Raw genomic sequence first — 23,207 nt, forward strand, 5'->3', positions numbered from 1 at the left:
TACTTCTATTCTACAGAAGTTATCGTTACCTGAACACCCCCAGCACTTTTTTATTTTAGTAAAAATAAAAAAGCCTACAACCGTAAGCTTTTTATTCAGAAATTGCATTAGTATAACCACTAAATCTTGTATGTCGATGACGCGCTTCATTATATAAGAATGAATATTTAGCCTGCAAAATTTTACTGGCAATAACATTATCTTCCGACATATCTAAGGTTGTCGGATCCAAACTCTTTTGTACTGCAATCTCATCCTGTAATTTTTCAATAACAGTGACTAACATGTCATCGCCCATTTGCTTAACTTTATTCCGTGCCATTAGATCGATGTTCTCCCTTGCACTGCCCGTTTTAAGGTAATCGAATTTGCATACTCAATATCGCTGCCAACCGCCAGACCTGCAGCTAAGCGCGTTACTTTGATACCAGCTGGTTTAATCAACTTACTGATATACATTGCCGTTGATTCACCTTCAGGCGTTGAGTTTAAGGCTAAAATTACTTCTTTAACACTATCCTGCTTCTGCAAGCGGACAATCAAAGACTTAATATTAATCTCTTCTGGCCCAATACCATCCATCGGTGACAAAACCCCGTGTAAAACATGGTACAAGCCAGAATACTCGCCCATTTCTTCAAATGCCATAACATCTTTAGGCTGTTCAACCACCATGATTGTCGATTGGTCACGTTCAGAATTCGTACACACAATACACGGATCTTGCTCAGTAATGTTACCGCAAATTGAACAACGATGCAGTTTTTCCTTAACTTCTTTAAGCGCTGCACCAAAATCATAAACATCATCATCCGGCATGTCCAATGTATAAAAAGCAAGGCGGGTCGCTGTTTTTTCACCAATTCCCGGTAATTTCATATAGGATTCAATTAAATGCGCAATTGGTGCTGGATACTGCAATTAAATCATACCCTTCGTATATTTTCCTAAACTTGCCTGTGTTGCCTGATCAATCTCTGCTAAGCCCTTATTTACAGCATCAATAATTAAATCTTGCAGCATATCTGGATCATCTGGATCAATTGCTTCCTTATTAATTGTCAAATCTTTTAACTTACGATCACCGCTAAAAGTTGCAACTACCAAGTCATCAGCGGATTTACCCACAAATTCCTGCATGGTAATATTTTGCTGCTCTTGCATCATCTGTTCCTGCATCTTTTTAGCTTGTTTCATCATTTGCTGCATGTTCATTCCACCCATGCCGCCCATTGCACCAAAATTAGGTTTTCTACTCATTGTTTTCTCCTTTAATCTTTAATATTGACTGCATCACCAAATAAATCTTTGGCCTTCGTCACAACTTCATTATTTTCTTCAGTTGCAAGTGGTTCTTTGGCAACTGTGCTTTGCTTTTTAACCAGTTCTTTACCATGTGTCTTAATAAAATCTTGTCGTACTTTAAGCCAATCCTCATCCGGCACTAGCACAATCTCATAATCATGCTGCGTAAATTTTGCAATTTCACCTGTCAGCTTGGTCAAAAGGTCATCATCTGAACTAGCTTTTTCAAACCATAAGGTATATTTGCACTTCATCACTACTTGATCAGGACTTGCTGCCACAGGTTCCAACACGTCAAGCAATGCTCGCTGTGAAACCGCCAAGACTGATTGTAAATCCGGCCAAACATCCTTAATTGCCTGCAAATCTTTTTTAGTTGCATTTTCAAGTACATGATAGACTTGCTGACGGTTTTGTTCATTAGCACGAGCAGTATTCTTTGCTGCTTTCTTTTTCTTAGGTTTAGCTGGAGCCGCATGCTGCACCTTAGACTGCGGCTTAGAACTAGGACTGTCAATATGATAAATTTGGTCACTATTATAGTTAGCTGGCATTTGCGCTAACTTAGAAAACTGTTCGGTTAAATCAACGACCTGCTTCTTCAAAGCTGTAATTTCAGCCTGCAGATCTGTCCCACCATCATTAGCCTTATTAGCTGGTGCGCCAACTGTTGCAGCCGCTTGGGGCAGCACATCATTTGTACTAGCAACTAAGAAAACTTCCAACGGAATCTGCTGCTGATTGGTGTAACGCAAATCATTTAGTGCGGTATTAGCTGCCGCAATTAAATGAAAATAACGTTGGGCTGGAACATTCGCAATCTTTTTAATAAAATCACTACTTAAAAAGTTACTCTGATTAACACCATCAGCTTTAACAATCATTAAAGCATTAGTTGCCATATCAATCAGCTCATCTAAGATATTCTTAGAACTAGCACCATTTTGTAATTCTGTCTGTGCTAAAGTCAATGCCTTACTGGCATCCCGCTCTAAAAGCGCCAGCAAAATCGCTTCAATCTTTTCTTTAGCAGCAAAACCCGTAATTTGTAACGCATCCTCATAATTGACGGTTTCTTTTTCATAACTAAGCAATTGATCCAAAATACTGAGTGCATCCCGCATCCCGCCATCAGCTACTTGGGCAATTACTGCTAATGCCTTATCATCATACTTAATTTGCTCTTGATCCAGAATATACTTCATTCGCTGTTCAAGGTCTACTTGAGCAATGCGCTTAAAATTATAGCGTTGCGTCCGCGAAATAATTGTTGCTGGTACCTTCTGTAATTCCGTTGTTGCCAAAATAAAGACAACATGTTCTGGCGGCTCTTCCAAGGTTTTTAGTAAAGCATTGAAAGCACCCATTGATAACATATGGACTTCGTCAATAATATAAACCTTGTATTTGCCCTGTGTCGGCGCATATTTAACCTTGTCCCGAATCTCGCGTATTTCATCAACACCGTTATTAGAAGCGGCATCAATTTCCATGATATCAGGCATTACTCCTTTATCGGCAGCTAAACAATTAGCGCACTCATTGCAAGGTTCACCATCTTGCAGGTTAGTACAATTCAAGGCCTTCGCAAAAATTTTGGCACACGAAGTCTTACCGGTCCCGCGTGGACCAGCAAACAAAAAAGCATGCGAAACTGTGCCGCGCTTAATCGCATTTTTCAAAGTATTCGTAATATCTTCTTGACCGACAACACTATCAAAGGTGCGTGGTCGCCATTTGCGGTATAACGCTTGATAAGCCATGATTATCTTTCTCTAGTAAAAAACTCTTAACTCTTCAGAAGAGTTAAGAGTTTATCAATATCTAATAAAAGGCACATGCCTGAGCAACCTTAGTGCTGCTACCTTCCGGTCCTGACACGCTTCAGAGGTCAAACATTGCCCAATAAATATCATACCGTATTTAGCTTATTTTTTCCACTACTTTGCTGAATTTTTCGCTAATTTTTGCTGACGGCGAATTTTACGAAAAAAATCTTTTAACATCTGACTAGCTTCTTCACGATACAAACCACGAATCACATGTGGATGATGATTAAATTTAGCAACTGCGAATAAGTCAACGACGCTACCAGCAGCCCCAGCTTTAGGATCAAGTGCACCATAAAAAACATTTTTAATCCGAGAATTAATAATCGCACCGGCACACATTGAACATGGTTCTAAGGTTACAAATAAGCTGCAGTCAATTAACCGCCAACTATGAAGTTCAGCACAGCCTTGTCTAATCGCCATCATTTCTGCGTGTTGCGTCCCGTCTTGATCTAATTCGCGCCGGTTATAACCCGTTCCAATCACTTGCCCTGCAGGATCAACTAAGACAGCGCCAATTGGCACTTCACCTAAGGAAGCAGCTTTTTTTGCTTGCACAAAGGCTAGTTGCATATACTTTTTCTTTTCTTCACTTGAAAACGTCATTAGTTCTTCACTGCCTGTAAAATGTAATAACCCTTGTCACGAGTTAAAATTGTACAATTGCCAAAAGTTGCCTTAAGTAATTTTCGTGCACTCGGTTCACCCTGCTTCTTTTGAATCACAACCAATAAAACGCCACCGTTAACCAAATGCTCTTCAGCGCCTACTAAAATTCCAGAAACTACTTTTTTGCCAGCTCTAATCGGAGGATTAGTAACAATTAAGCCGAATTTCTTAGTTGCAGCAAGCGAACTATATCTATCTGATTGATAAATATGCACATTTTCAATTTGATTTAAGGCTGCATTTCTTCGTGCTAATTCTAACCCACGTTCATTAACATCAACTAAGTCGACTGTTTGCTGCGGCCAAAATTTTGCTGCAAATAACCCAATTGGGCCATACCCAGCACCAACGTCTAAAATATTTTCAGCTGGAAAAGAAATATCCACCATTTTCTTGATTAAAACGCCAGAACCGTAATCGACCCGCATTTTTGAAAAAACACCAGCATCTGTATTAAATTTTAAATCAACACCGTTAACATGATAATCCACAACATGCTCATCATGATCAGCGGTCGGTTGCGCGGCAAAATACATTTCTTGTTTTTTGTTAGCCATTATCTACTCATTTCTAAATTAATCGTTGTTAATATTAATTAACCCTTTACAAAAGTATGCTTCTTAATTCGTTGCAAAATCTGATAGCCGACTTTCTTTTCAGAGGCAGCATTATCATTAGTCTGATTCAAAAACATTACAATCCCATTCTGATTATTGGCAGTCAGTTGAACCCAAGTAGCATAGTGTGTGCCGTGCAAATTGCCGTAAGCAACTTTTAACTTACCACCCTTTTTAATGTGCAGCCCTCCAGAATAGCCAGTCACCTTACTATCTAGGTGTGTTAAATAATGGTACTCATTAGTAGTTAAAATCTGACCATTAAGCAAACCATTTTGAATTTCATAATACTCTTTAGGCGTAGTAAATAAATTTCCGGCACCCAAAAGTTGTGAAGCAAAAGCTTTGGTTACTAAAACCGGATGCCGATAATTATAATCACCATTAGAGTAATAAGAAGAAGCAATCAACTTATTCTTAGGAATATTTGAAGAAACAAAAGTATTTTTTAAACCTAATTTGTTAACAATCCGTTCCTTCAAGTTAGCTTGATAAGACTTGCCAGTTTCTTTCCGAATAATGCCAGCCAGCAAAATATAATTCGTATTATTATAATGATATGAATTAACCTCACCAGCAGCATAATTATTAGCATTATTAACAACCCAATTAACAGCTGCATTTTCAGAATAGGTATGATAACGCCAAATTTCTGTATTCGTTGCCTTAATACCAGAAGTATGGGTCAACAAGTTGCCTAATGAAATTTTCTTTGCATTCACTAACTTTGGATACCAACGTGAAATCTTGGTATTTTGGTCAAAGCTGCTACTAGTTCTTTTTTTCTGATTCATTATTTGCATAATCATGGCACCAGTAACCACTTTTTGTAAAGAACCAGTTGGATAAACAATTTGGGCATTGCCATTACCAATTTGAGCACCATACAAAGCATACCCATAACTAATTTGCTGCGGCTTGCCGTCTTGGACAACAACAACTGAGCCGCGAACATGATACTTAGACATTGTTTTGCGAACGAATTTGCGCATTTCGGCTTTAGTCGCCGCCTGAACTATCTCAGGTTGAGCAGCCGGTATCATAGCTGAACCACCTAAAGTAAAGATTATTAGCGTTAAAATTATTTTCCAAAGTCGCTTTTTGATTATAATCACCTTTTCTTAAAAAATATTTTCAATCAAAAAATCCCATCAGCATATTTGTGATATCTATCTATTATAATTCAAAATAGATAAAGTTTATATCAAATACACTAGATCAACAAAAACAAATTCACGAAAATAATTCTTACTTTCTTAAACACAAGATTGCATCTTTTCATGATCCATATTAGGAATTATAATTAAGGTATATCAATAATAGGAGAATATTATGAATTGCAAACACGCTTATTTATTGGCTACTGTGCTGTTAGCCATCGGAGCCAATAATCTAATTACGACTAAAACCGCTGCAGCTGCCGATCTTAATTCAGCGCCAATTATATCTTACCCTAAAAATATGCGGGGATCTTGGTACTACTATGATACTTATACCAAAAAAGTCAATAAAGAAATTTTTACCAAAACAACAGCCAAATTCTATGTTGGCAAGAAAGAAGTCGGTTATACAAAATTGCACGCTTATGTTAAGCATAATTCGTTGAAAGCAGACTCCAAATACCAGGAAAAGACAGCCCGCTGGGTTTACGCAGATAGTCAGGATACCATCAACGGCGTGATCTGGTTAAATATCTTAAGTTGGGACCAAAAAGTCGGTGCCAGCTATAATGTTACCGATCTTGATAATAACTCTGTCCTAACCAGTGCCAGCGGTAATAAGCCTCTAGTTGATCATCATGCCTATCGTACTCCTAAGCTAGCTCAAGATTTAAAAGATATACATTATCAAGTATTTAATTATTATAATTAATTTAATCTCCACACAAATAGCACCACAATTAATAATTGTGGTGCTTATTATTTTGATCTTCCTTATGACTAGCAAATATATTTAGGACTAGAAATTTTTTTCAAGCTGTTCTTCCCGCAAAGAAAAGAAGCAGATAGTTATAAATTTTACTTAATAATAACACGTAACCCTGTTGGTGCCTGATGGTAAAACCACCGGGCATCACTAGTACTCAAGTGAACACAACCATGTGAACTAGGCTTTTTACCCAACTTTTGGGCTACTGACTTAATTGTTCGCTGGTGAACATTGCGTGGATTTTCATGGAATAAGTAGAGTCCGCCTTGCAAAAAGCCAACCGCATATCTGGCACCCATCTTTTCACTAGCTGAATAAAACCACAGTGCGCGATAAGTATTTATGCGGTAATGACCCCGCGGCGTTGAATTATGGGCACCCGTTGAAACATAAAATTCATAACGTGTCTTTTTACCCCGTTTTAAATATGCCCGCTGCTTTTTAACCGGAACAACAATGCGGTCCTTTTTAGCACTTATATGCTTAGGGTACGGTTTAATTTCAGAAGACTTTGTATAACTAATCGGTTCACGCATTGCTGCTTGGGGCACTTCATCACTGGCATTGACTGGTAACGGACTACTTAATAAAGTAATTTCACTAGCGATTAAGCCAATAACTAATAAGCCAACTTTTTTAATCATCATTTTTTCCTAATTATTTAAATTCTGATAAGTAAAGCGCATTAACTTAACTGTATCAGAAAACTCGTTATTATCGTGCAATGTAACTGTAATCAAACCAGCACCTTTTTCGCAGGTGCCGACAAAGCAAAAGCCAGCACGCGGCGTCCATCCAGTCTTCATGCCATCAACTTTAAATGTTTTATGATAGTATTTTTTGCCTGGGAGCATCCGATTTTGATTGACCAAGTTCTGCCCTGCAACCATCATTGACTCAGTTGCAAAATATTTCATTGAACTAGGATAGTCATGAGCCACGTGATAAGCAATAACTGCTAAACTCTTAGCCGACAACAAATTCCCCGAAGTACGGCCACCTTTAACATAGTAACCATAGCGTGCTAAGTCATCGTTTTCCAGTCCCGAAGCTGACGTAAACTTAGCCTTCACATGCCACAATTTAGCCTGCTTGTTCATCATTTTAATAAACTTACGGTTTGACCCGGCTACCCATTGTCCCAGCCGGATCGCTGAATTATCATCGGAATCAATAATTGCCGATTCAAACACCTGCTTAACAGTATACGTGTGGCCCTTTTTCACATGAAAACCATCAAAGTTTGGATCAGTCCCCATTTTAATCAGTGACTTAGAAAATCTAAGCCGCTTTTGCCAATCATGTGGGTGATTAGCCAACTTACGCCTAGCTAAATAAATCGTCATTAACTTTCCAGTTGATGCTACTAAACATTGCTTATTAGCATTCTTCTGCACTAAAATCGCACCAGTTTTGCGATTAAGTACTATGTATGCTTTCGCCTTAGTCTTGGGTTTCTTAGCAATTATTTGTCTGTCATTCTGACCAACGGTTTTCGCTTGATAATGACTGTACACCTGCTTTTTCTTTTGGTGTAGCGTCATTGCACTTTCATCAGTTAATCCCGTACTGGTAGCTTTAACGGGAATAACTGCACTAATCAATAAACAAAAAATCACAGTAATCCCCGCAAAGCAACGCCTAGTTTTCAAATTTAACAGCCTCCCACATAGCTATTCATTAATATTAATTTAAAAAATAATTATTCACGCACTCTATTATAATATAAAATATTAACTGTGTATTGTATTTTTAAGAAAGGACCCCAAGATGTCAATTAAAGTCAAGCATTTTTTGATTGCTCTATTAATTAGTACAGCCTGCATCCATAGCGCCAATGTTAAAGTCACGGCTGCTACTCAAGAAGCAGTGCCAAATCCTCCAAGTCAAACAGTACAAAATAATAACCAGCAAACTACTCCAGCAGCTGCCAAGCACAAACCTGCTATTTATCAGCAAAAAGGTTCAGGCGTTATCTTTCAAACTCATTATGGTTTCAGTAAAAAACTAAACCAAAAAGGCAAAGTAACTAAAGGCTACTATAATAAACGAATTAACTATTCTAAAGTTGCCAAAACTACCAAAGGTATTTTTGTTAAAACAAAACATGGCTGGTTAAACAAAAATGCGTTCAATCAATATTTAATCACTAAAAGTAAATTAAATTACAAGATGAAGGTTAACGCTAATGCAGCCTTGTATAACAAGCCCGCTTACACTAATGGCGCTCGCAAAATCACCACCACCAATAAGCTACGCCTTAAAAACAAATGGGTGCATGCCAATATGATTGCGCATACTAACATAAACATTACTTATTATCGGTTCAACTTTAATCACCAAAATTATTGGCTTCAAGGGACAAAATTAAGGTTCAATCTAAATGCCTTAAAAGGCAATAATCGCCAGTTAGAACATGCCATTACCAAAGGCGAAAAGATGATTGGTCATTCTGTTTATAACGAAAATACGCGCCACTATGATTGTTCCAGCTTTGTAAATTATCTCTACTCAAGTATTGGTCACCATTTAGGCTCAACGACATTTAGTCAATGTAACAATGGTCATGGTGTCAGTTACAAACATAAAAAGCGTGGTGACTTGATTTTCTTTGATGATCGATCTGACGGTCACTTAGCACACGTTGGACTTTATCTAGGCAAGGGACTTTTCCTGCACGATAGTCCCTACACAACTACTGGCGGTGTTGACGTTTCGAGTTTACACGATGCATTTTGGAATTCTCGTTCTACCCAATCAAAAATAGTCCATTATCCCGATGGTATTGTTAGAAGAATTATTTAAAAACAAAAAGCACTTCAATTGAAGTGCTTTTTTACTAAATTAATTTTTTTCGTGAACAGACTTAGTATGCGTTACTGGGAAAATTCGCTTAGCATAATAATAATGTTGGAAGTTTGCGGCAGTTACTGTTACTCCCCAATTAGGCCATGAATGCAAAGCCTTGTTATTGCCTAAGTAAATACCAACATGGTAAACATCTGGCTTTGGTCGACCATAGAAAATAATGTCACCACGTTTTAAGTGGTTCAAGCTAACTGTTTGCAAAGTCTTACTTTGAACAAATGAACGGCAACCCCATTCGTGAGTTGAATGCCATCTTGGATTAGCTGGTGATGGATCAATTCCAGTTGCATACATACATTGCATGATTAATCCTGAACAGTCAACGGATGTTCCCGGAGTCTTAGAAGTAAAATCAATCCAAGCAGTACCAGCATTCTTATATTGGTAACCACGCTTAATAAATGCTTTAACATAATCACTTCTAGTTGAAGCATAGTTCAAGCTTTTATCTAATGGACTAGTGTAATAACCCTTAAGATGCAAACTCTTCATATGCAATTGACGGTAACCCTTAGGAATTTGGTAACGCCGTACCGTTGAAATACCGATTTTCTTACTCTTAGCTGCAGTAGCATCATTAGTTGCAGGTGCATACAACCGCCAAGTTGTATGCAAATGGTGGTACCAAGCTGCTGGATAAGTTACTTTAAAATTACCCTTAGCATCTGTACGGTATTTTTTCTCATTAACATACTTTTTACCATTCCACTTTTGCAGATAAACTGGACGTTTTTCTGCACTATTCAAGACAACTTGGTCACTAATTTTATCTCCAGCAGTCCATTTATACTTAGTACTTAATCCCTTAAAAGTAGTCGTTGTCTTGGCTGGTTTAGCTGGTTTAACAGGTGCTGAATTACTATCAGCTGTCGTATTCCCATTTGTACCATTAGTTGCAGTACCATCTGGATTATTAGCGGGTGCTTGTGTGCTAGAAGTCGGTTCTGCGGCAGTGGTGTCAGCCGCTAAAACTGTCCCAGAAGTCGTTCCTGTTAGAATCATTGCTGTGGCAAAGCCAGCAAACAATTGTTTGTAATGTTTCATATTCTTTTCCCTTCAAAATAAATATCAACTAATAAATCAACGCGAATTAATAGCTCAAGGCACGATAACCATCACCAGACCAATGCCCAACAAAGCTACTTTCACTAATAGAGGCCTTACTACCTGTCCACGGATCATTGTAATAGATCCGGCCATTGTGATAGCCCGTTAAAGCCAAGGCGTGATTAGAAAAGTTATCAATGCCTTTAACCCAAGCAACTACTAAGTGAGAATGCAGCAACTTATTCTTTATTGCCTGCAAACTACTCCTAGTCATTACTTTGGCCTTACCTAAATAATGTTTTACAACGCCCTTTATTCCCTTAGGTGTAACCCAATAGCCACCAGGATATTCTTTATATGGTGAACCAATAAAACCTTTATCAGGATTACTGCTGCGCGGTGTCTTTTTGGCAACTGTAAATTTAGAAACTTTTTTACCAGCAAAATTTAACATCATTGCTACTGCCGTCATTTCACAACCAGTTGGTAATTCTGGGCGTTGACAAATAACTTTTGCATTATTCTTAATCCCAGTAATTTTACCTTTTTTAATCCAATAATAAGCTTTCTTAGTAGCTAGTGACTTTTCACTGCGCTTACCATTAGCCTTATAGTAACCGTAAGAGGTAGACTTAGGTTTTTTTCTCATGCCGGTAAGCATAACACCCTTTTTGTTAAACAGATAATAATTTTTACCCAGCCTAACTAAGCCTTTAACCTTCCGATTATTTTTATAATAGTACTTCTTATTACTCTTATTAATCCAGCCTTGTTTCTGTACTATTGGCTTAGTAAGTTTATCATTGTCAGTAACCGTTGTCGACTTAACCTTATTAGGTTTTTGTGGCTCTATTTTATTCGCCTGTTCAGGTTGTTGGTTCGAATCTTGAACTTTAACTGGTGTATTAGTAGCAGAAGATTGGTTGATTGTCTGCTCTGCAGCAGCAACTTTAACCGTATTCAGTCCCATAAAACTCACTGTTAAAAATGTCACAACTAAAGTAATAAAGAACCTTTTATTCATGTTCCCTCCTTCAAAATATAATTATTACTGGAGTAGTATAACATTTTAAAGAATACGATTACAACATCGCTTTTTTAAAATAACTTTATTAGTTATTACTAAACATTTATCTAGCAAGATAATCTTCACAGATTAAACAACATAAGATTTTTCGTATTTTTTAAAATTAATACTGGGCTTAATAAATAAGATCGAATTTAAGCCAAAACAAAAACCGCACAAGCTCTAAATGTTGAGCTTATGCGGTTTCTTATGAGCTTGTCCAGTTGGACTGTAACTATTTAAGGGTTACAGTAGCGCCAACTTCTTCAAGCTTAGACTTAATGTCGTTAGCTTCGTCTTCAGAAACGCCTTCCTTAACGTTCTTAGGAGCACCATCAACCATGTCCTTTGAGTCCTTAAGGCCAAGACCAGTAATGTCGCGAACAGCCTTAATAACCTTAACTTTTTCTTGACCTGCTTCAGTCAATTCAACATCGTAAGTTGACTTAGCAGCGGCAGCATCGCCAGCACCTGCAGCAGCAACTGGTGCAGCAGCAGTAACATCAAATTCATCTTCAATAGCCTTTACAAGGTCGTTTAATTCAAGAATTGAAGCACCTTTTAAGTCTTCAATAATCTTATCAGTATCTAAAGCCATATTTAAGTATCCTCCGAAAAATCAGTATTAGATATAATTATAATTTTATTCTGCAGCTTCGTCTTTTGAATCAGCAACAGCTTTAACAACACAAGCGAAATCGCGAACTGGAGCTTGTAATACAGAAACAAGCATTGACAGTAAGCCTTCGCGTCCAGGGATAGCAGCAAGTTCCTTGATTTCTTCCTTAGAAGTCAATTTACCTTCAAGCATACCACCTTTAATGTTCAGAACTTCAAAGTTATCTTCGTACTTAGAAACAATCCGTGCAGGTTCAGTAATATCATCAGCATTATCAGTGTAAACAACAGCAGTTGGACCAACAAAAGTATCATCTAAGCCTTCAATACCAGCTTTAGCAGCAGCACGTCTTAGGTAAGTGTTCTTAATAACCTTCATCTTAACATCGTTATCACGAAGTTCCTTACGCATGTCAGTAACTTCTTCAACAGTCAAACCAAGGTAATCAATTACCAAGATAGCCTTTGCAGCTTTAAGTTCTTCGGCAAAAGCATCAACCAGCTTTTCCTTTGCAGCAATAGCAGCTTTACTCAATCTAATTCACCTCCATAAAATTCATTAATAAATCCTATAAGGCCTTAAAAACTCCATGCCACAAAGACATGGAGTTTTACAAAAATCTTCATTATCTTCTGGCCTCGGCGGGAAATTAAGGCATCACGCCACCCGAGTCTTAGGTAGAATTTACTTTGTTAAGTATAGCAGGCCTAATTAATTTACGCAAGCATTTATTCTGCTTTTAGGTCCGCTAGTTCAAACAGCTCACCAGTAATTTTATAAATAACCCAACTAGCCAGATTAACAATGTGGTCGCTAATTCGTTTGAGCAACCTAATAATTACAAAATAACTGGCAGAAGCAACTGCCGCATTAGGATCTTTTTCAATCCCGTCAATAATATCTTTGCGTGCCTTTTGGTAATTGGCAGTAATAGCTTCACGCCGAACCACCATTGAACGTGCTGTCTTTTCATCTTCTTGAACATAAGCTGTTAAGACTTCGATTAGCATTTTACGGACTTCATGAGTCATTTGTGAAATAATCTTTTCAACTTCTGGGATTCGCGGGTTACCCTTTACTCTGACAGTTTCGACTGCCAAGCTAATCGCATTTTCGCCAATTCGTTCTAAGTCAGTAGCAGCTTTCAAAATACTGATTACTATCCGAAAATCGGTGGCAACTGGTTGCTGAAGTGCTATTAGATCCAATGCCTTTTTTTCAATTCTAATTGTCTCTTGGGGTACAATATCAGCTTCTTTAATCATCTTTTGGGCTGTTGTTTTATCATGAGCAACAAAAGAGCGCGTTCCTTGGTCAATTTGATCGTTAACTAGAACACCCATTTCCATAAATTGCGTATTCAGTTTTTTTAATTCATCTAAAAATATCTCGTGCATATATTCCTCACTTTTAACCAAACCGGCCATTTAGGTAATTACTTGTGATTTCTTTTTTAGGTGCCAAAAACATTTCTTCAGTTGAACCTGATTCAATTAAATCACCATTCATCAAAAACGCAACTTGATCCGCAACCCGACTCGCCTGCTGCAGATTATGCGTCACCATAATAAATGTATACTTAGTCTTAAGACCCATTAGCGTTTCTTCAATTTCCGAACTAGAAATTGGGTCTAGAGCAGACGTTGGCTCATCAAGCAGAACCACGGCTGGTCTTACCGCTAATGCCCGCGCAATACAAATTCGCTGCTGCTGACCGCCTGAAAAATCCTGCGCATTGCGACCCAAACTATCTTTGGTTTCCTCCCAAATTGCTGCTTGTTTCAGACTCTCTTCAACTCGCTGCTCAATTAATTCTTTATCCTTAACACCCGCAACTTTTAAGCCATAAGCTACATTATCAAAAACAGAAAATGGGAACGGCGTCGGCTGCTGAAACACCATCCCGACATTTTTACGTAGTTTAACTAAATCAAGGTGCGGCCGATAAATATCCTGCCCGTCAAGCAGAATATCACCCGTAATTTTGATATTGTCAATATCGTCATTCATGCGGTTAAGACAGCGCAATAACGTTGACTTTCCACATCCCGAAGGCCCAATTAATGCTGTTAATTTTTGCTCTGGAAATGCCAGACTAATACCATGCAGAGCTTCATAATCACCATAATTTAATCTGACATTTTTGACTTCCATGATATTCTTCATCGTTATGCTCCTTTAGCCAAAACTGCCCTGAATATACTGTTCAGTAATTTTCCCCTGCGGATTAGTGAAAACATTGGTAGTTGTATCATATTCAAGCGCATGACCTAAATGAAAAAATGCGGTATAGTCACTAATTCTTGAAGCCTGCTGCATATTGTGCGTCACCATAATCATCGTATACTTACTGCGCAATTGTTTGAGCGTATCTTCAAGTTTTGCTGTTGATACAGGATCTAGCGCACTAGCTGGCTCGTCGAGCAATAATACTTCTGGTTTTAAGGCGATTGCACGAGCAATACATAAGCGTTGCTGCTGCCCCCCTGATAACGCCAAGGCACTTTGGTCTAGCTTATCCTTGACCTCATCCCACAAAGCAGCAGCTCGCAAGCTTTCCTCAACAATTTGCTTTAATTTTGTCTTATCTTGCTCACCATTTGCCTTTAATGCATAGGTAATATTTTCCTTAATTGACTTCGGGAAGGGATTAGGCTTCTGGAAGACCATACCAATCGCCTTGCGCAATTCGTAAACGTTGATTTTTTTCTGATTAATATCAAGTTCATGAAACATGATGTTGCCGTCAACTCTAGCAACACGGTCATTCAACCTATTTAACGAACGCAAAAAAGTAGATTTGCCTGAACCTGAAGCACCAATCAAAGCTGTAATGGTGTTCTTTTTAAAGCCCAGACTAACATCAAACAGTTTTTGCACTGCATCACCATAAAAGACACTTAAATTATGCGTATAGAGGGCACACTCCTCATTATTAAAAGTCTTAATATATTTTTTTTGCGTTTGCCAATTTTCCATATGAATTCCTTATTTTACTTTTGCAGCAGTTAAATGCTTGTAGAGCCAATTACCCAAAAAGCGAGCGCCAAAATTAAAGATAATTACCACAATTACGAGCAAAGCCGATGTTGCCGCTGAAACAAGATTTACGTCAGGAATAATTCCTTCAGTGTTTACCTTCCAAATATGCACTGCCAAAGTTTCTGCTGGGCGCATCACATTCAAAAAGCTAGTTGGACTAAACATATTCCAATTAGAATAATCGACTGTTGAGCCACTTTGTCCAGCTGTATATATTAGTGCGGCAGCTTCTCCAAAAACTCGTCCAGCACTTAAAATAACTCCGGTAATAATTCCCGGTAATGCTGCAGGTAAAACAATCCCGCGAATAGTTTTCCAATTTGACAATCCTAGTGCCCAACCTGCCTCACGCTGCGTTTGCGGAACGCCGTTAATTGCCTGTTCAATATTGCTCGTTAATATTGGCAAATTGAAAAAGGTTAGTGCCAAAGCACCAGCAATAATTGAAAAGCCTAAACCAAACTGAACTACAAACAAGAGATAGCCAAACAGCCCGACAACAATTGATGGTAGTGAACTCAAGATTTCAATTGTTGTTCTAATCAGGCGCGTTACCCAAGTATCTTGTGCATATTCAGCTAAATAAATAGCCGCTCCTAATGCAATTGGCAGTGAAATTACCAGCGTTAAAACTAATAAATAAAGTGAATTAAATAATTGGTCACGAATACCGCCGCCAGCTTCAAATGATGAGGATATTGATGTTAAAAAGTGCCATGACAAATGTGGTACACCAGCAATTAAAATATTGCCTAAAATACCAACTAATATCAAAATGACGATTGCAACTAACAAGTAAATTACACCTGTCGCAATTCGATCAACTTTTTTTGAATTCATCAGCTACCTCTTCTTTCCAATTAGGCGAACCAAGAAGTTAAACACTAGTGACATAATTAATAACAATAAAGCCAATGACCATAAAGCATTATTAGGCAGCGTGCCCATAACTGTATTGCCCATTTGACTAGTTAATTGACTGGTTAATGTTGCTGCTGGACTTACTAAATTATATGGCATTAAAACTGCGTTACCAATCACCATTTGGACAGCTAACGCCTCACCAAAGGCGCGCGCCATCCCAAAAATAATTGCTGTCAAAATTCGCGGACGGGCCGCACGCAATACAACATGATAAATTGTCTGCCAGCGCGTTGCCCCCAAAGCTGCAGAAGACTGCCGCAAGTCCTTAGGAACTACCTTAAAAGCATCAACCGTTAGCGAAGTAATCGTTGGCAAAACCATGATAAATAAAATCAAGGTCGCAGCCAAAATACCAAACCCCGTTCCTCCAAAGATAGTGCGAATTACGGGGACAATCACAGTTAAGCCTAAGAAGCCATAAACAACTGAAGGTATACCGACTAATAATTCCATGACAGATTGTAACAAGCGTGTTTGCTTACCAGATTCATACTCTGTCATAAACAAAGCAATAGCAATGGCAAATGGAGTTGCCAACAATGCAGCCAGTAAAGTTACCGCAAAAGAAGTTACAAGCATTGCTGCGGCGCCAACATGATCTTTGCCAGCACTAGGATTCCAACTACTAGTAAACAAAAAATGAAAAATGTTTACTTTATTATTAACAAAAGTTGCTAAGCCATGCACGCCAACGAACCCAATAATTGCCACAATTAAAATGGCAATAACCACAATTGCTAAAAAGGTCAATCCTTTACCCCAACGCTCTTGCCGCGTTTCTTTAGATTGACTAGTTAAGCGAGCAAGATCAACACTTTCTGGGTCAATCTTTTTAAACTTTACATGTGGTACTTTCTGCTGGGCAATTGCCTGATCGACAACTTTTTGCAAGTCCTGTTCGTGTTTACTCATACGCACCACCTACTTTTGCAATCCGATTATGACTATCGCGAGTAACTTTCATTTCATTAATGCTTAAATAACCGATCTTAGGTACCAATTCGCGCTGTACTTTTTTACTCAAGATATAAGTAATAAACGCAGACGTTTCTTTATCCGGCTTGCCCTTAGTGTACATATGCTCATAAGACCATAGTGGCCACTTATTCGTCGGAATATTTCGATTCGTTGGCTGCACATGATCCACACTTAATTTTTGAATATTAGGATCATTTGCATAAGGAAAAGAAATATATGAAATTGTTCCCGGCGTTGTACTGACAATCTTTTTAACAGTACCGTTAGAATCTTGCTCTTGCGAGTTAACAGCTTCCTTGCCCTTTAAAATCAAGCTTTCAAAAGTTGTTCTAGTACCACTGCCACGAGAACGGTTAATTACAATAACGTGCAAATTTTTACCGCCAACTTGACGCCAGTTTGTGATTTTACCAGTAAAAATTGCCATTAATTGCTTAGGCGACAAATTGGACACGCCAACATTCTTGTTAACAATTGGTACAATCCCAACAACAGCAACTTGAAAATCGTGCAATTTATTTGCGTCAATTCCCTTTTGCGTATCCGCAAAGACATCGGAAGTTCCTACCTGAACGGCACCGGCTTGCACTTGACTGAGACCAGTACCTGAACCACCACCTTGAACAATAATGTTGCTATCAAGATGGACTAAGTGATAATCATTACCTGCTTGTTCAATCAATGGCTGCAAGGCACTTGACCCAACAATTGTTATTTTGGTGTGATCTTTACTACAGCCAACCAAAAAAAGTGGCAATGCTAAAAAAAGAATTAGCGATTTGCCCAATTTCAATTTATGCATATGCTTCCTCAATATATAAACTAGATTTTGTTACAGTTTAACAAAGAATTCATAGCAGACCAAATTATAACCTCTTTAAAATATACAAAAAAAGCAACTTACTCAATTAAAGTAAGTTGCTTTTTAATTAATCTAAATTAATTAGTCCAAGTTTAATGGATCAAGTTTGATCCCTGGGCCAAAGGTTGCTGCAACAGCAACACTCTTAATGTATTGACCCTTAGCTGCTGCTGGACGTGCACGCAAGATAACATCACGTAAAGCATCAAAGTTTTCTACCAATTGTTCATCAGTAAATGAAACTTTACCAATAGCTGCATGAATAGCAGCTTGACGGTCAACCCGGTATTCAACTTGACCAGCTTTAACGTTCTTAACAGCCTTTTCGATGTCCATTGTAACTGTGCCAGTCTTAGGGTTAGGCATTAAACCTTTAGGCCCTAAAATCCGACCTAAACGTCCAACCTTAGCCATCATCATTGGTGTTGCAACAACAACGTCAAAGTCCAAATAACCATTTTGAACTTTTTCTACTAAGTCATCTGAACCAACTTCATCAGCACCAGCAGCCTTAGCTTGTTCAGCTTGTGGGCCTTCAGCAAAGACAACAACCTTTTGAGTTTTACCAGTACCATTAGGCAATACTAATGAACCACGAATTTGTTGGTCAGCTTGCTTAGGATCAACACTCAAGTCGTATGAAACTTCAACTGAAGCATCAAAGCCAGCGTATGAAGTTTCTTTAACCAACTTCATAGCTTCAGCAACTGAATATAATTTCTTTGAATCTACTTTTTTAGCAGCTTCTAAATATTTTTTACCATGCTTTGGCATGTGATTTCCTCCTTAATATGTGGTCAAACAAGCCCCACCGAGCTCTCCCACCTAAATTGTTATAAATAACAGGATTAGTCTTCGACTTCGATACCCATGCTTCTAGCAGTACCTTCGATCATCCGCATAGCAGCTTCGACATCAGCAGCGTTAAGGTCCTTCATCTTAGTTTCAGCGATTTCCTTAACTTGGTCCTTAGTTACCTTACCAACCTTCTTGGTATTAGGTTCACCAGAAGCCTTATCAATCTTCGCAGCTTGCTTAAGCAATACTGGAGCTGGTGGAGTCTTAGTAATGAATTCGAATGAACGATCTTCATAAACAGTGATGACTACAGGAATAATCATGCCCTTTTGATCAGCAGTTCTAGCATTAAAGTCCTTAGTAAAACCAACAATGTTGATTCCTGCTTGACCTAAAGCTGGACCAACTGGAGGTGCGGGTGTTGCAGCACCAGCTGGAATTTGTAATTTGACAACGTTAATAACTTTCTTTGCCACGGTCAAAACCTCCTTGATTCCGTGTGTGGTTAAAATGGAAAAGTTACCTACTTTTCCTCCCACAATAATAAAAGTACGTTAGTATCTTATCATCGATTGGGTTTAATTGCAATAATTAACAGTAGTTAATCGAGCTTTTTAACTTGATCATAATCAAGTTCTGTCGTTGTTGCCCGACCAAACATATCCACAGAAACAAACAACTTATACTTATCAGGTTGAATTTCTGTAATTTTACCCTCGACTCCGTTAAACGCACCATCAATAATCGTAACAGTTTCACCAACTTCAAAGTCAATTTGTGGCCGTTTAGCAGGTTCACCTTGTTGACGTAACAAGCGATTAACTTCTTCATCTAAAAGTGGTGACGGCTTAGAACCACCACCATGTGAACCGACAAATCCAGTAACGTTAGGCGTATTTCTGACAACAAACCAACTTTCATCGGTCATAACCATTTCTACCAACACGTAACCAGGGAAAATCTTTTCTTCGACTTCCTTCTTCTTGTCATGAACCGTTTCAATTTTCTCTTGTTCAGGCACCATTACGCGGAAGATATAATCTTGCATTCCCATACTTTGTGCACGTGACAATAAGTCCGACTTAACCTTGTCTTCATAACCAGAATAAGTATGCAATACGTACCATTGCTTCTTCGTCGTTTCAACCATTAGTTCAACTTCTCCTTTATTTTTTGGCAAACAAAAAAACCTCCACCAGAGGTTCTTTTAACTTGTTATTATTATACCACGGATAGAAAATTATTTCTATTACATCACTATCTGGGTCAAACTACTAAATGCTAAGTCAAGTAGACCTAAATATGCTGCAAACAAGATTGAAGTTACGATTACCGTCATTGTATCGTGTCGATTTTGTTTAGCAGTTGGCCAAGTAACTAATTTCATCTCTTGAACAACGCTCTTAAAAAACTTAATCATTAAACTTCTACCTCGTTTCCTTATGCACAGTCATTTTACCGCAATGCTTACAAAACTTTTTTAGTTCAAGCCGTTGAGTGCGATTTTTACTTGCCGTGATCGAGTAGTTACGCGAGCCGCAAACGCTGCAGGCCAAAGATGCTTTTTTCACTGCCATAATCTCACTTCCAAACTATTACATTCTAGCAAAAAAACGCCTCATGAGCAATCAATTTACCAATTATTATCTATTTTCAAACAAGACCTTTAACTTGTTTCTCTTGTCCAAAATAAAGTATTTTATAATTGTTAAAAAAACATTATAATTATTCCAACTTATATTTGTCTACTAGGAGGAAAACATGAATAAACATCCAGATTATTTACTAAATAAAATTGCTGGGCCAGCAGATCTCAAAAAGCTTAACCTAGAGCAGATGAAACAATTAGCTAGTGAAATTCGCACCTTAATCATTGAAAAAGACGCCGTAACTGGTGGCCACTTAGGACCAGACTTAGGAATTGTTGAAATGACCATTGCCTACCACTATGTATTTGACGCACCTGAAGACAAAATTATTTGGGACGTCTCTCATCAAACTTATCCGCACAAAATGCTCACAGGACGTGCGCAAGCTTGGCTTGATCCAGAACATTATGACGATGTTTCTCCTTACACTGACCCTAACGAAAGTCCTTATGACTACTACGCTATTGGTCACACATCAACTTCCATTGCCCTAGCAACCGGAATGGCTAAAGCCCGCGACTTATTAGGCAAACACGAAAATATTATGGCTTTAATCGGTGACGGGGCATTAACTGGCGGTCTTGCTTATGAGGGACTCAACAATGCCGCAATTGAAAAACACAACCTTGTCGTCGTCGTTAACGATAATCAATGGTCAATTGATAAAAATGTTGGCGGCTTAGTTACTGCCTTAGATAAATTACGTGCCACCAATGGTGAAACTGCAACTAATCCATTTATTGCAATGGGCTTTGATTACCGCTATGTAGCTGACGGTAATGATCTCTTTGAGATGATTGCTGCTTTTAAAGCAATTAAGGATGTTGACCACCCTGTCTTATTGCATATCAATACCTTGAAAGGTAAAGGCTACGAACCAGCTCTTAAAGACGAAGAAAAATATCATTGGGTATCAGCAGCAGAACTTACTGGTCATCAGCAGCCAACTACTGTACCGACAGCTAATTCAGTTGCTATTTCAACCATTAAAGAAGAAATTAACGCTGGCAAAAAAATCATGGCGATTGATGCTGCCATCCCTGGTAGTTTTGGCCTTGATGAACTCAAACTCAATTTTCCCGAGCATTACACCGATGTTGGCATCGCTGAACAAGAATCTGTTGCCTTTGCAGCTGGTTTTGCCAAAGAAGGTGCTGTTCCAGTTTTATTTGAAAATGCCAGTTTCTTGCAGCGGGCATTTGATCAGCTCTCACATGACGTTGCCGCCAATGACCTTCCCGTTGTAATGCTAGTTGGCAATAACGGCATTACTCCCCAATCCAAAACTCACCTTGGAATGTTTGACCAAGTGTTAATCTCCAACTTGCCCAACTGGACTTATTTAGCTCCAACAACTTTAGCTGAAGAAAAAGCAATGCTCAAGTGGGCACTTAAGCAGCGGCAGCATCCCATTGCTATTAAGCTGCCAAGTAAACCTGTTACTGAAGGTAACACTCCTAATTCAACTGATTACATCCAAATTCATTACCAAGTTAAGTCTGGCAAAGACGTAGCAATCATTGCTCTGGGTGATTTTTACCAACTAGGTAAACAAGTTGCCGACCAAATTAATGCTACTTTGGTCAATCCACTCTCGGCCAATATTCTAGACGAACAAACACTTGACCAATTAGCACAAACGCACAAGACAATTGTAACTCTTGAAGATGACCTCTTAGATGGCGGTTTAGGTCAAAAAATTGCTTCTTATCTTAGTAAGCAAAAAATTACCGTCTTAAATTACGGCCAAAACCGCATTTATACTGACCAATTACCCTTAGAAACTAACTATCAAGCCAATCACCCGACCGCTACGCAGATTATTGCTGATTTGCAAAAACTAAATTAATAAAAACCATTAAAAAAGCAGCTGTTCATAAGAGCAGCTGCTTTTCTAGTGGTCAAACATTCAGCGTGACCACCGGGCGTAGAACATTATCATAGTCGGATTTACTTCTTAAGATTTTCGTTTACGAAGGATTCGATTTTATCATCAGTGTCTTTCAAAAATGGAAGCATGTCTGCTTCTGTTTTCATGGTATCTCTACCATTCTTTTCCATAAAATAATCCCAAAGGGCATCTCTAACCGGAATATCAGAATCACTCCAGTCAAATACTTCCTTCATGTGACGGTCTAACAATGCAGTCTTTTCAACTTCTGCCATCTTAATTACCTCCTAAAAAATTTATTCTACAAAGTAAATTATACATCATTTACACATAATCTTCTAATAAAGCTGTTACTTAAAGCAAGGCCTGACGCATCTTTTGCATTAATCGTGAACGAGCACGAATTAATGTTATTTGCTCTATTTTTAGCTTCTTTAACGCTTCTTCTTGAGACCATTTACCCAAAATAATTAGTAAAGCCTTAATTTCTAAATCCGACAATTGGGTTAATAATTCTGCAAACTTTTCACTTAAAGGAATTTCAATAGCCTGTGTTAACGGCTGATGTAATGAACTTAAACCACTTTCAACTGCCGCTTCTAGTGAAATCGACTGTGCTAATGCCCGTCTACGATATGCCATCTCATAACGCAATAATGTTTTAATATGATTAGTTAACCGCGTTTTAAAATAACTACCAAATTTCCCTCTTGCAGAGTCATAATTTAAGGCTGTTTCATAACAGATAATCATTGCATCTTGCTGCCAATCTTGACGATCATAAGAACGAATAAAGTATTGCCGTTCAAGATTGTTAATCAAGGGTTGATAATAGCAGCATAATTGCCGTAATGCTTCATCATTTCCTAGCTTAATCTGCTCAATTAATTCTTTTTCAATCTTTTCCGTTAACTGCATTGTTTTCCTCCTTAAAGCGGTTTTTTTAATCTTTAAGAAGAATACTTATTTTTTTAATTGCAAAATATCGAACTAATGTTCAGAAATGCCAGTGAAACTCAATTGCCTAATACCAATAAAACAAAATTAATTTTTTGTTTAATCCAACTAATTTACTAAAAAAATAGTTTATTTTTTTGCATACAAAAATCAT

Annotated in this window: 29 protein-coding genes, 1 other RNA gene and 1 other annotated feature; of the genes, 3 read left to right on the forward strand and 27 right to left on the reverse strand. The window is 38.2% G+C overall.

Translation table 11 applies throughout. The annotated features are described in order from the left end of the window. Positions 1–91: 91 nt before the first annotated feature. The 8 genes from OZY43_RS06020 to OZY43_RS06055 all read right to left on the reverse strand — a co-directional run bounded on the left by OZY43_RS06020 (position 92) and on the right by OZY43_RS06055 (position 5,466). Complete coding sequence (locus OZY43_RS06020) at positions 92–322, reverse strand: YaaL family protein (protein ID WP_277164161.1); 231 nt, start codon at positions 320–322, stop codon at positions 92–94. Continuing rightward, a complete protein-coding gene (gene recR, locus OZY43_RS06025; protein ID WP_277164162.1) occupies positions 322–921 on the reverse strand; it encodes a recombination mediator RecR in 600 nt (199 codons plus the stop codon). The genes OZY43_RS06020 and recR overlap by 1 nt, the downstream gene beginning before the upstream one ends. Continuing rightward, positions 922–1,260 carry a YbaB/EbfC family nucleoid-associated protein gene (locus OZY43_RS06030; protein ID WP_277164163.1) on the reverse strand — a complete coding sequence of 113 codons (339 nt, stop codon included), beginning with the start codon at positions 1,258–1,260 and terminating at the stop codon, positions 922–924. A gap of 11 nt (positions 1,261–1,271) precedes the next feature. Then, positions 1,272–3,068: a DNA polymerase III subunit gamma/tau gene (gene dnaX, locus OZY43_RS06035; RefSeq protein ID WP_277164164.1), complete on the reverse strand. Its 1,797-nt coding sequence runs from the start codon at positions 3,066–3,068 to the stop codon at positions 1,272–1,274. 52 nt (positions 3,069–3,120) lie between these two features. Beyond that, positions 3,121–3,220: signal recognition particle sRNA small type (gene ffs, locus OZY43_RS06040), an RNA gene on the reverse strand. Between the two features lie 25 nt (positions 3,221–3,245). After that, positions 3,246–3,743, reverse strand: coding sequence for a tRNA adenosine(34) deaminase TadA (gene tadA / locus OZY43_RS06045; protein WP_277164165.1), 498 nt, complete (start codon positions 3,741–3,743; stop codon positions 3,246–3,248). Then, positions 3,743–4,363 carry a class I SAM-dependent methyltransferase gene (locus OZY43_RS06050; protein ID WP_277164166.1) on the reverse strand — a complete coding sequence of 207 codons (621 nt, stop codon included), beginning with the start codon at positions 4,361–4,363 and terminating at the stop codon, positions 3,743–3,745. The genes tadA and OZY43_RS06050 overlap by 1 nt, the downstream gene beginning before the upstream one ends. A gap of 38 nt (positions 4,364–4,401) precedes the next feature. Continuing rightward, positions 4,402–5,466, reverse strand: coding sequence for a serine hydrolase domain-containing protein (locus OZY43_RS06055; RefSeq protein ID WP_277164167.1), 1,065 nt, complete (start codon positions 5,464–5,466; stop codon positions 4,402–4,404). Positions 5,467–5,755: 289 nt separating this feature from the next. On the opposite strand from OZY43_RS06055, the gene OZY43_RS06060 reads away from it, so the two are divergent. Continuing rightward, positions 5,756–6,295 carry a hypothetical protein gene (locus OZY43_RS06060; protein ID WP_277164168.1) on the forward strand — a complete coding sequence of 180 codons (540 nt, stop codon included), beginning with the start codon at positions 5,756–5,758 and terminating at the stop codon, positions 6,293–6,295. A 146-nt stretch (positions 6,296–6,441) separates the two neighbouring features. Here OZY43_RS06060 and OZY43_RS06065 read toward each other — a convergent pair whose 3' ends face one another. Both OZY43_RS06065 and OZY43_RS06070 read right to left on the reverse strand, forming a co-directional pair. Then, positions 6,442–6,999: a L,D-transpeptidase gene (locus OZY43_RS06065; RefSeq protein ID WP_277164169.1), complete on the reverse strand. Its 558-nt coding sequence runs from the start codon at positions 6,997–6,999 to the stop codon at positions 6,442–6,444. Between the two features lie 6 nt (positions 7,000–7,005). Beyond that, positions 7,006–8,004 carry a serine hydrolase gene (locus OZY43_RS06070; protein ID WP_277164170.1) on the reverse strand — a complete coding sequence of 333 codons (999 nt, stop codon included), beginning with the start codon at positions 8,002–8,004 and terminating at the stop codon, positions 7,006–7,008. A 118-nt stretch (positions 8,005–8,122) separates the two neighbouring features. On the opposite strand from OZY43_RS06070, the gene OZY43_RS06075 reads away from it, so the two are divergent. After that, the gene (locus OZY43_RS06075) at positions 8,123–9,157 is read left to right on the forward strand and encodes a C40 family peptidase (protein ID WP_277164171.1); all 1,035 of its coding nucleotides are present in this window, start codon (positions 8,123–8,125) and stop codon (positions 9,155–9,157) included. Between the two features lie 39 nt (positions 9,158–9,196). Here the strand turns inward: OZY43_RS06075 and OZY43_RS06080 are convergent, their stop codons facing one another. The 15 genes from OZY43_RS06080 to rpmG form a co-directional block, all read right to left on the reverse strand. Then, positions 9,197–10,264: an NlpC/P60 family protein gene (locus OZY43_RS06080; protein ID WP_277164172.1), complete on the reverse strand. Its 1,068-nt coding sequence runs from the start codon at positions 10,262–10,264 to the stop codon at positions 9,197–9,199. Positions 10,265–10,310: 46 nt separating this feature from the next. Beyond that, entirely contained in the window at positions 10,311–11,291 is a 981-nt protein-coding gene (locus OZY43_RS06085) for a C39 family peptidase (protein WP_277164173.1), read from the reverse strand. Between the two features lie 277 nt (positions 11,292–11,568). Continuing rightward, the gene (rplL, locus tag OZY43_RS06090) at positions 11,569–11,931 is read right to left on the reverse strand and encodes a 50S ribosomal protein L7/L12 (RefSeq protein WP_277164174.1); all 363 of its coding nucleotides are present in this window, start codon (positions 11,929–11,931) and stop codon (positions 11,569–11,571) included. Between the two features lie 45 nt (positions 11,932–11,976). Beyond that, on the reverse strand, positions 11,977–12,486 hold the full coding sequence (gene rplJ, locus OZY43_RS06095) for a 50S ribosomal protein L10 (protein WP_277164175.1): 510 nt from the start codon (positions 12,484–12,486) through the stop codon (positions 11,977–11,979). A 35-nt stretch (positions 12,487–12,521) separates the two neighbouring features. Next, positions 12,522–12,648: a sequence feature (ribosomal protein L10 leader region), on the reverse strand. A gap of 32 nt (positions 12,649–12,680) precedes the next feature. After that, positions 12,681–13,349 (reverse strand): phosphate signaling complex protein PhoU, encoded by a 669-nt coding sequence (gene phoU, locus OZY43_RS06100; RefSeq protein WP_277164176.1) that lies wholly within the window; start codon positions 13,347–13,349, stop codon positions 12,681–12,683. A 13-nt stretch (positions 13,350–13,362) separates the two neighbouring features. Beyond that, a complete protein-coding gene (gene pstB / locus OZY43_RS06105; protein WP_277164177.1) occupies positions 13,363–14,118 on the reverse strand; it encodes a phosphate ABC transporter ATP-binding protein PstB in 756 nt (251 codons plus the stop codon). A 12-nt stretch (positions 14,119–14,130) separates the two neighbouring features. Continuing rightward, positions 14,131–14,931, reverse strand: a complete 801-nt coding sequence (pstB, locus tag OZY43_RS06110; RefSeq protein WP_277164178.1) for a phosphate ABC transporter ATP-binding protein PstB — start codon at positions 14,929–14,931, stop codon at positions 14,131–14,133. Between the two features lie 9 nt (positions 14,932–14,940). Then, positions 14,941–15,834 carry a phosphate ABC transporter permease PstA gene (gene pstA / locus OZY43_RS06115; protein ID WP_277164179.1) on the reverse strand — a complete coding sequence of 298 codons (894 nt, stop codon included), beginning with the start codon at positions 15,832–15,834 and terminating at the stop codon, positions 14,941–14,943. Between the two features lie 3 nt (positions 15,835–15,837). Further along, on the reverse strand, positions 15,838–16,830 hold the full coding sequence (gene pstC, locus OZY43_RS06120) for a phosphate ABC transporter permease subunit PstC (RefSeq protein ID WP_277164180.1): 993 nt from the start codon (positions 16,828–16,830) through the stop codon (positions 15,838–15,840). Further along, entirely contained in the window at positions 16,823–17,698 is an 876-nt protein-coding gene (locus OZY43_RS06125; protein ID WP_277164181.1) for a phosphate ABC transporter substrate-binding protein, read from the reverse strand. The genes pstC and OZY43_RS06125 overlap by 8 nt, the downstream gene beginning before the upstream one ends. A 141-nt stretch (positions 17,699–17,839) precedes the next feature. After that, the gene (rplA, locus tag OZY43_RS06130; protein ID WP_277164182.1) at positions 17,840–18,532 is read right to left on the reverse strand and encodes a 50S ribosomal protein L1; all 693 of its coding nucleotides are present in this window, start codon (positions 18,530–18,532) and stop codon (positions 17,840–17,842) included. Between the two features lie 74 nt (positions 18,533–18,606). After that, positions 18,607–19,032: a 50S ribosomal protein L11 gene (rplK, locus tag OZY43_RS06135; RefSeq protein ID WP_046307440.1), complete on the reverse strand. Its 426-nt coding sequence runs from the start codon at positions 19,030–19,032 to the stop codon at positions 18,607–18,609. Positions 19,033–19,157: 125 nt separating this feature from the next. Next, positions 19,158–19,706, reverse strand: coding sequence for a transcription termination/antitermination protein NusG (gene nusG, locus OZY43_RS06140; protein WP_277166378.1), 549 nt, complete (start codon positions 19,704–19,706; stop codon positions 19,158–19,160). Positions 19,707–19,805: 99 nt separating this feature from the next. Next, a complete protein-coding gene (gene secE, locus OZY43_RS06145) occupies positions 19,806–19,976 on the reverse strand; it encodes a preprotein translocase subunit SecE (protein WP_277164183.1) in 171 nt (56 codons plus the stop codon). A 7-nt stretch (positions 19,977–19,983) separates the two neighbouring features. Beyond that, positions 19,984–20,133, reverse strand: coding sequence for a 50S ribosomal protein L33 (gene rpmG / locus OZY43_RS06150; RefSeq protein WP_277130642.1), 150 nt, complete (start codon positions 20,131–20,133; stop codon positions 19,984–19,986). A gap of 184 nt (positions 20,134–20,317) precedes the next feature. Here rpmG and OZY43_RS06155 point away from each other — a divergent pair, with 184 nt between their 5' ends. Further along, entirely contained in the window at positions 20,318–22,054 is a 1,737-nt protein-coding gene (locus OZY43_RS06155) for a 1-deoxy-D-xylulose-5-phosphate synthase (protein ID WP_277164184.1), read from the forward strand. Between the two features lie 101 nt (positions 22,055–22,155). On the opposite strand, the gene OZY43_RS06160 is transcribed toward OZY43_RS06155, so the two are convergent. Both OZY43_RS06160 and OZY43_RS06165 read right to left on the reverse strand, forming a co-directional pair. Next, a complete protein-coding gene (locus tag OZY43_RS06160) occupies positions 22,156–22,371 on the reverse strand; it encodes a hypothetical protein (RefSeq protein WP_277164185.1) in 216 nt (71 codons plus the stop codon). Between the two features lie 79 nt (positions 22,372–22,450). Further along, positions 22,451–23,014 carry a sigma-70 family RNA polymerase sigma factor gene (locus OZY43_RS06165; protein WP_277164186.1) on the reverse strand — a complete coding sequence of 188 codons (564 nt, stop codon included), beginning with the start codon at positions 23,012–23,014 and terminating at the stop codon, positions 22,451–22,453. Positions 23,015–23,207 lie beyond the last annotated feature (193 nt).

Origin of the sequence: Lactobacillus sp. ESL0785 (genome assembly GCF_029395455.1) — a bacterium.
GTDB lineage: Bacteria > Bacillota > Bacilli > Lactobacillales > Lactobacillaceae > Lactobacillus.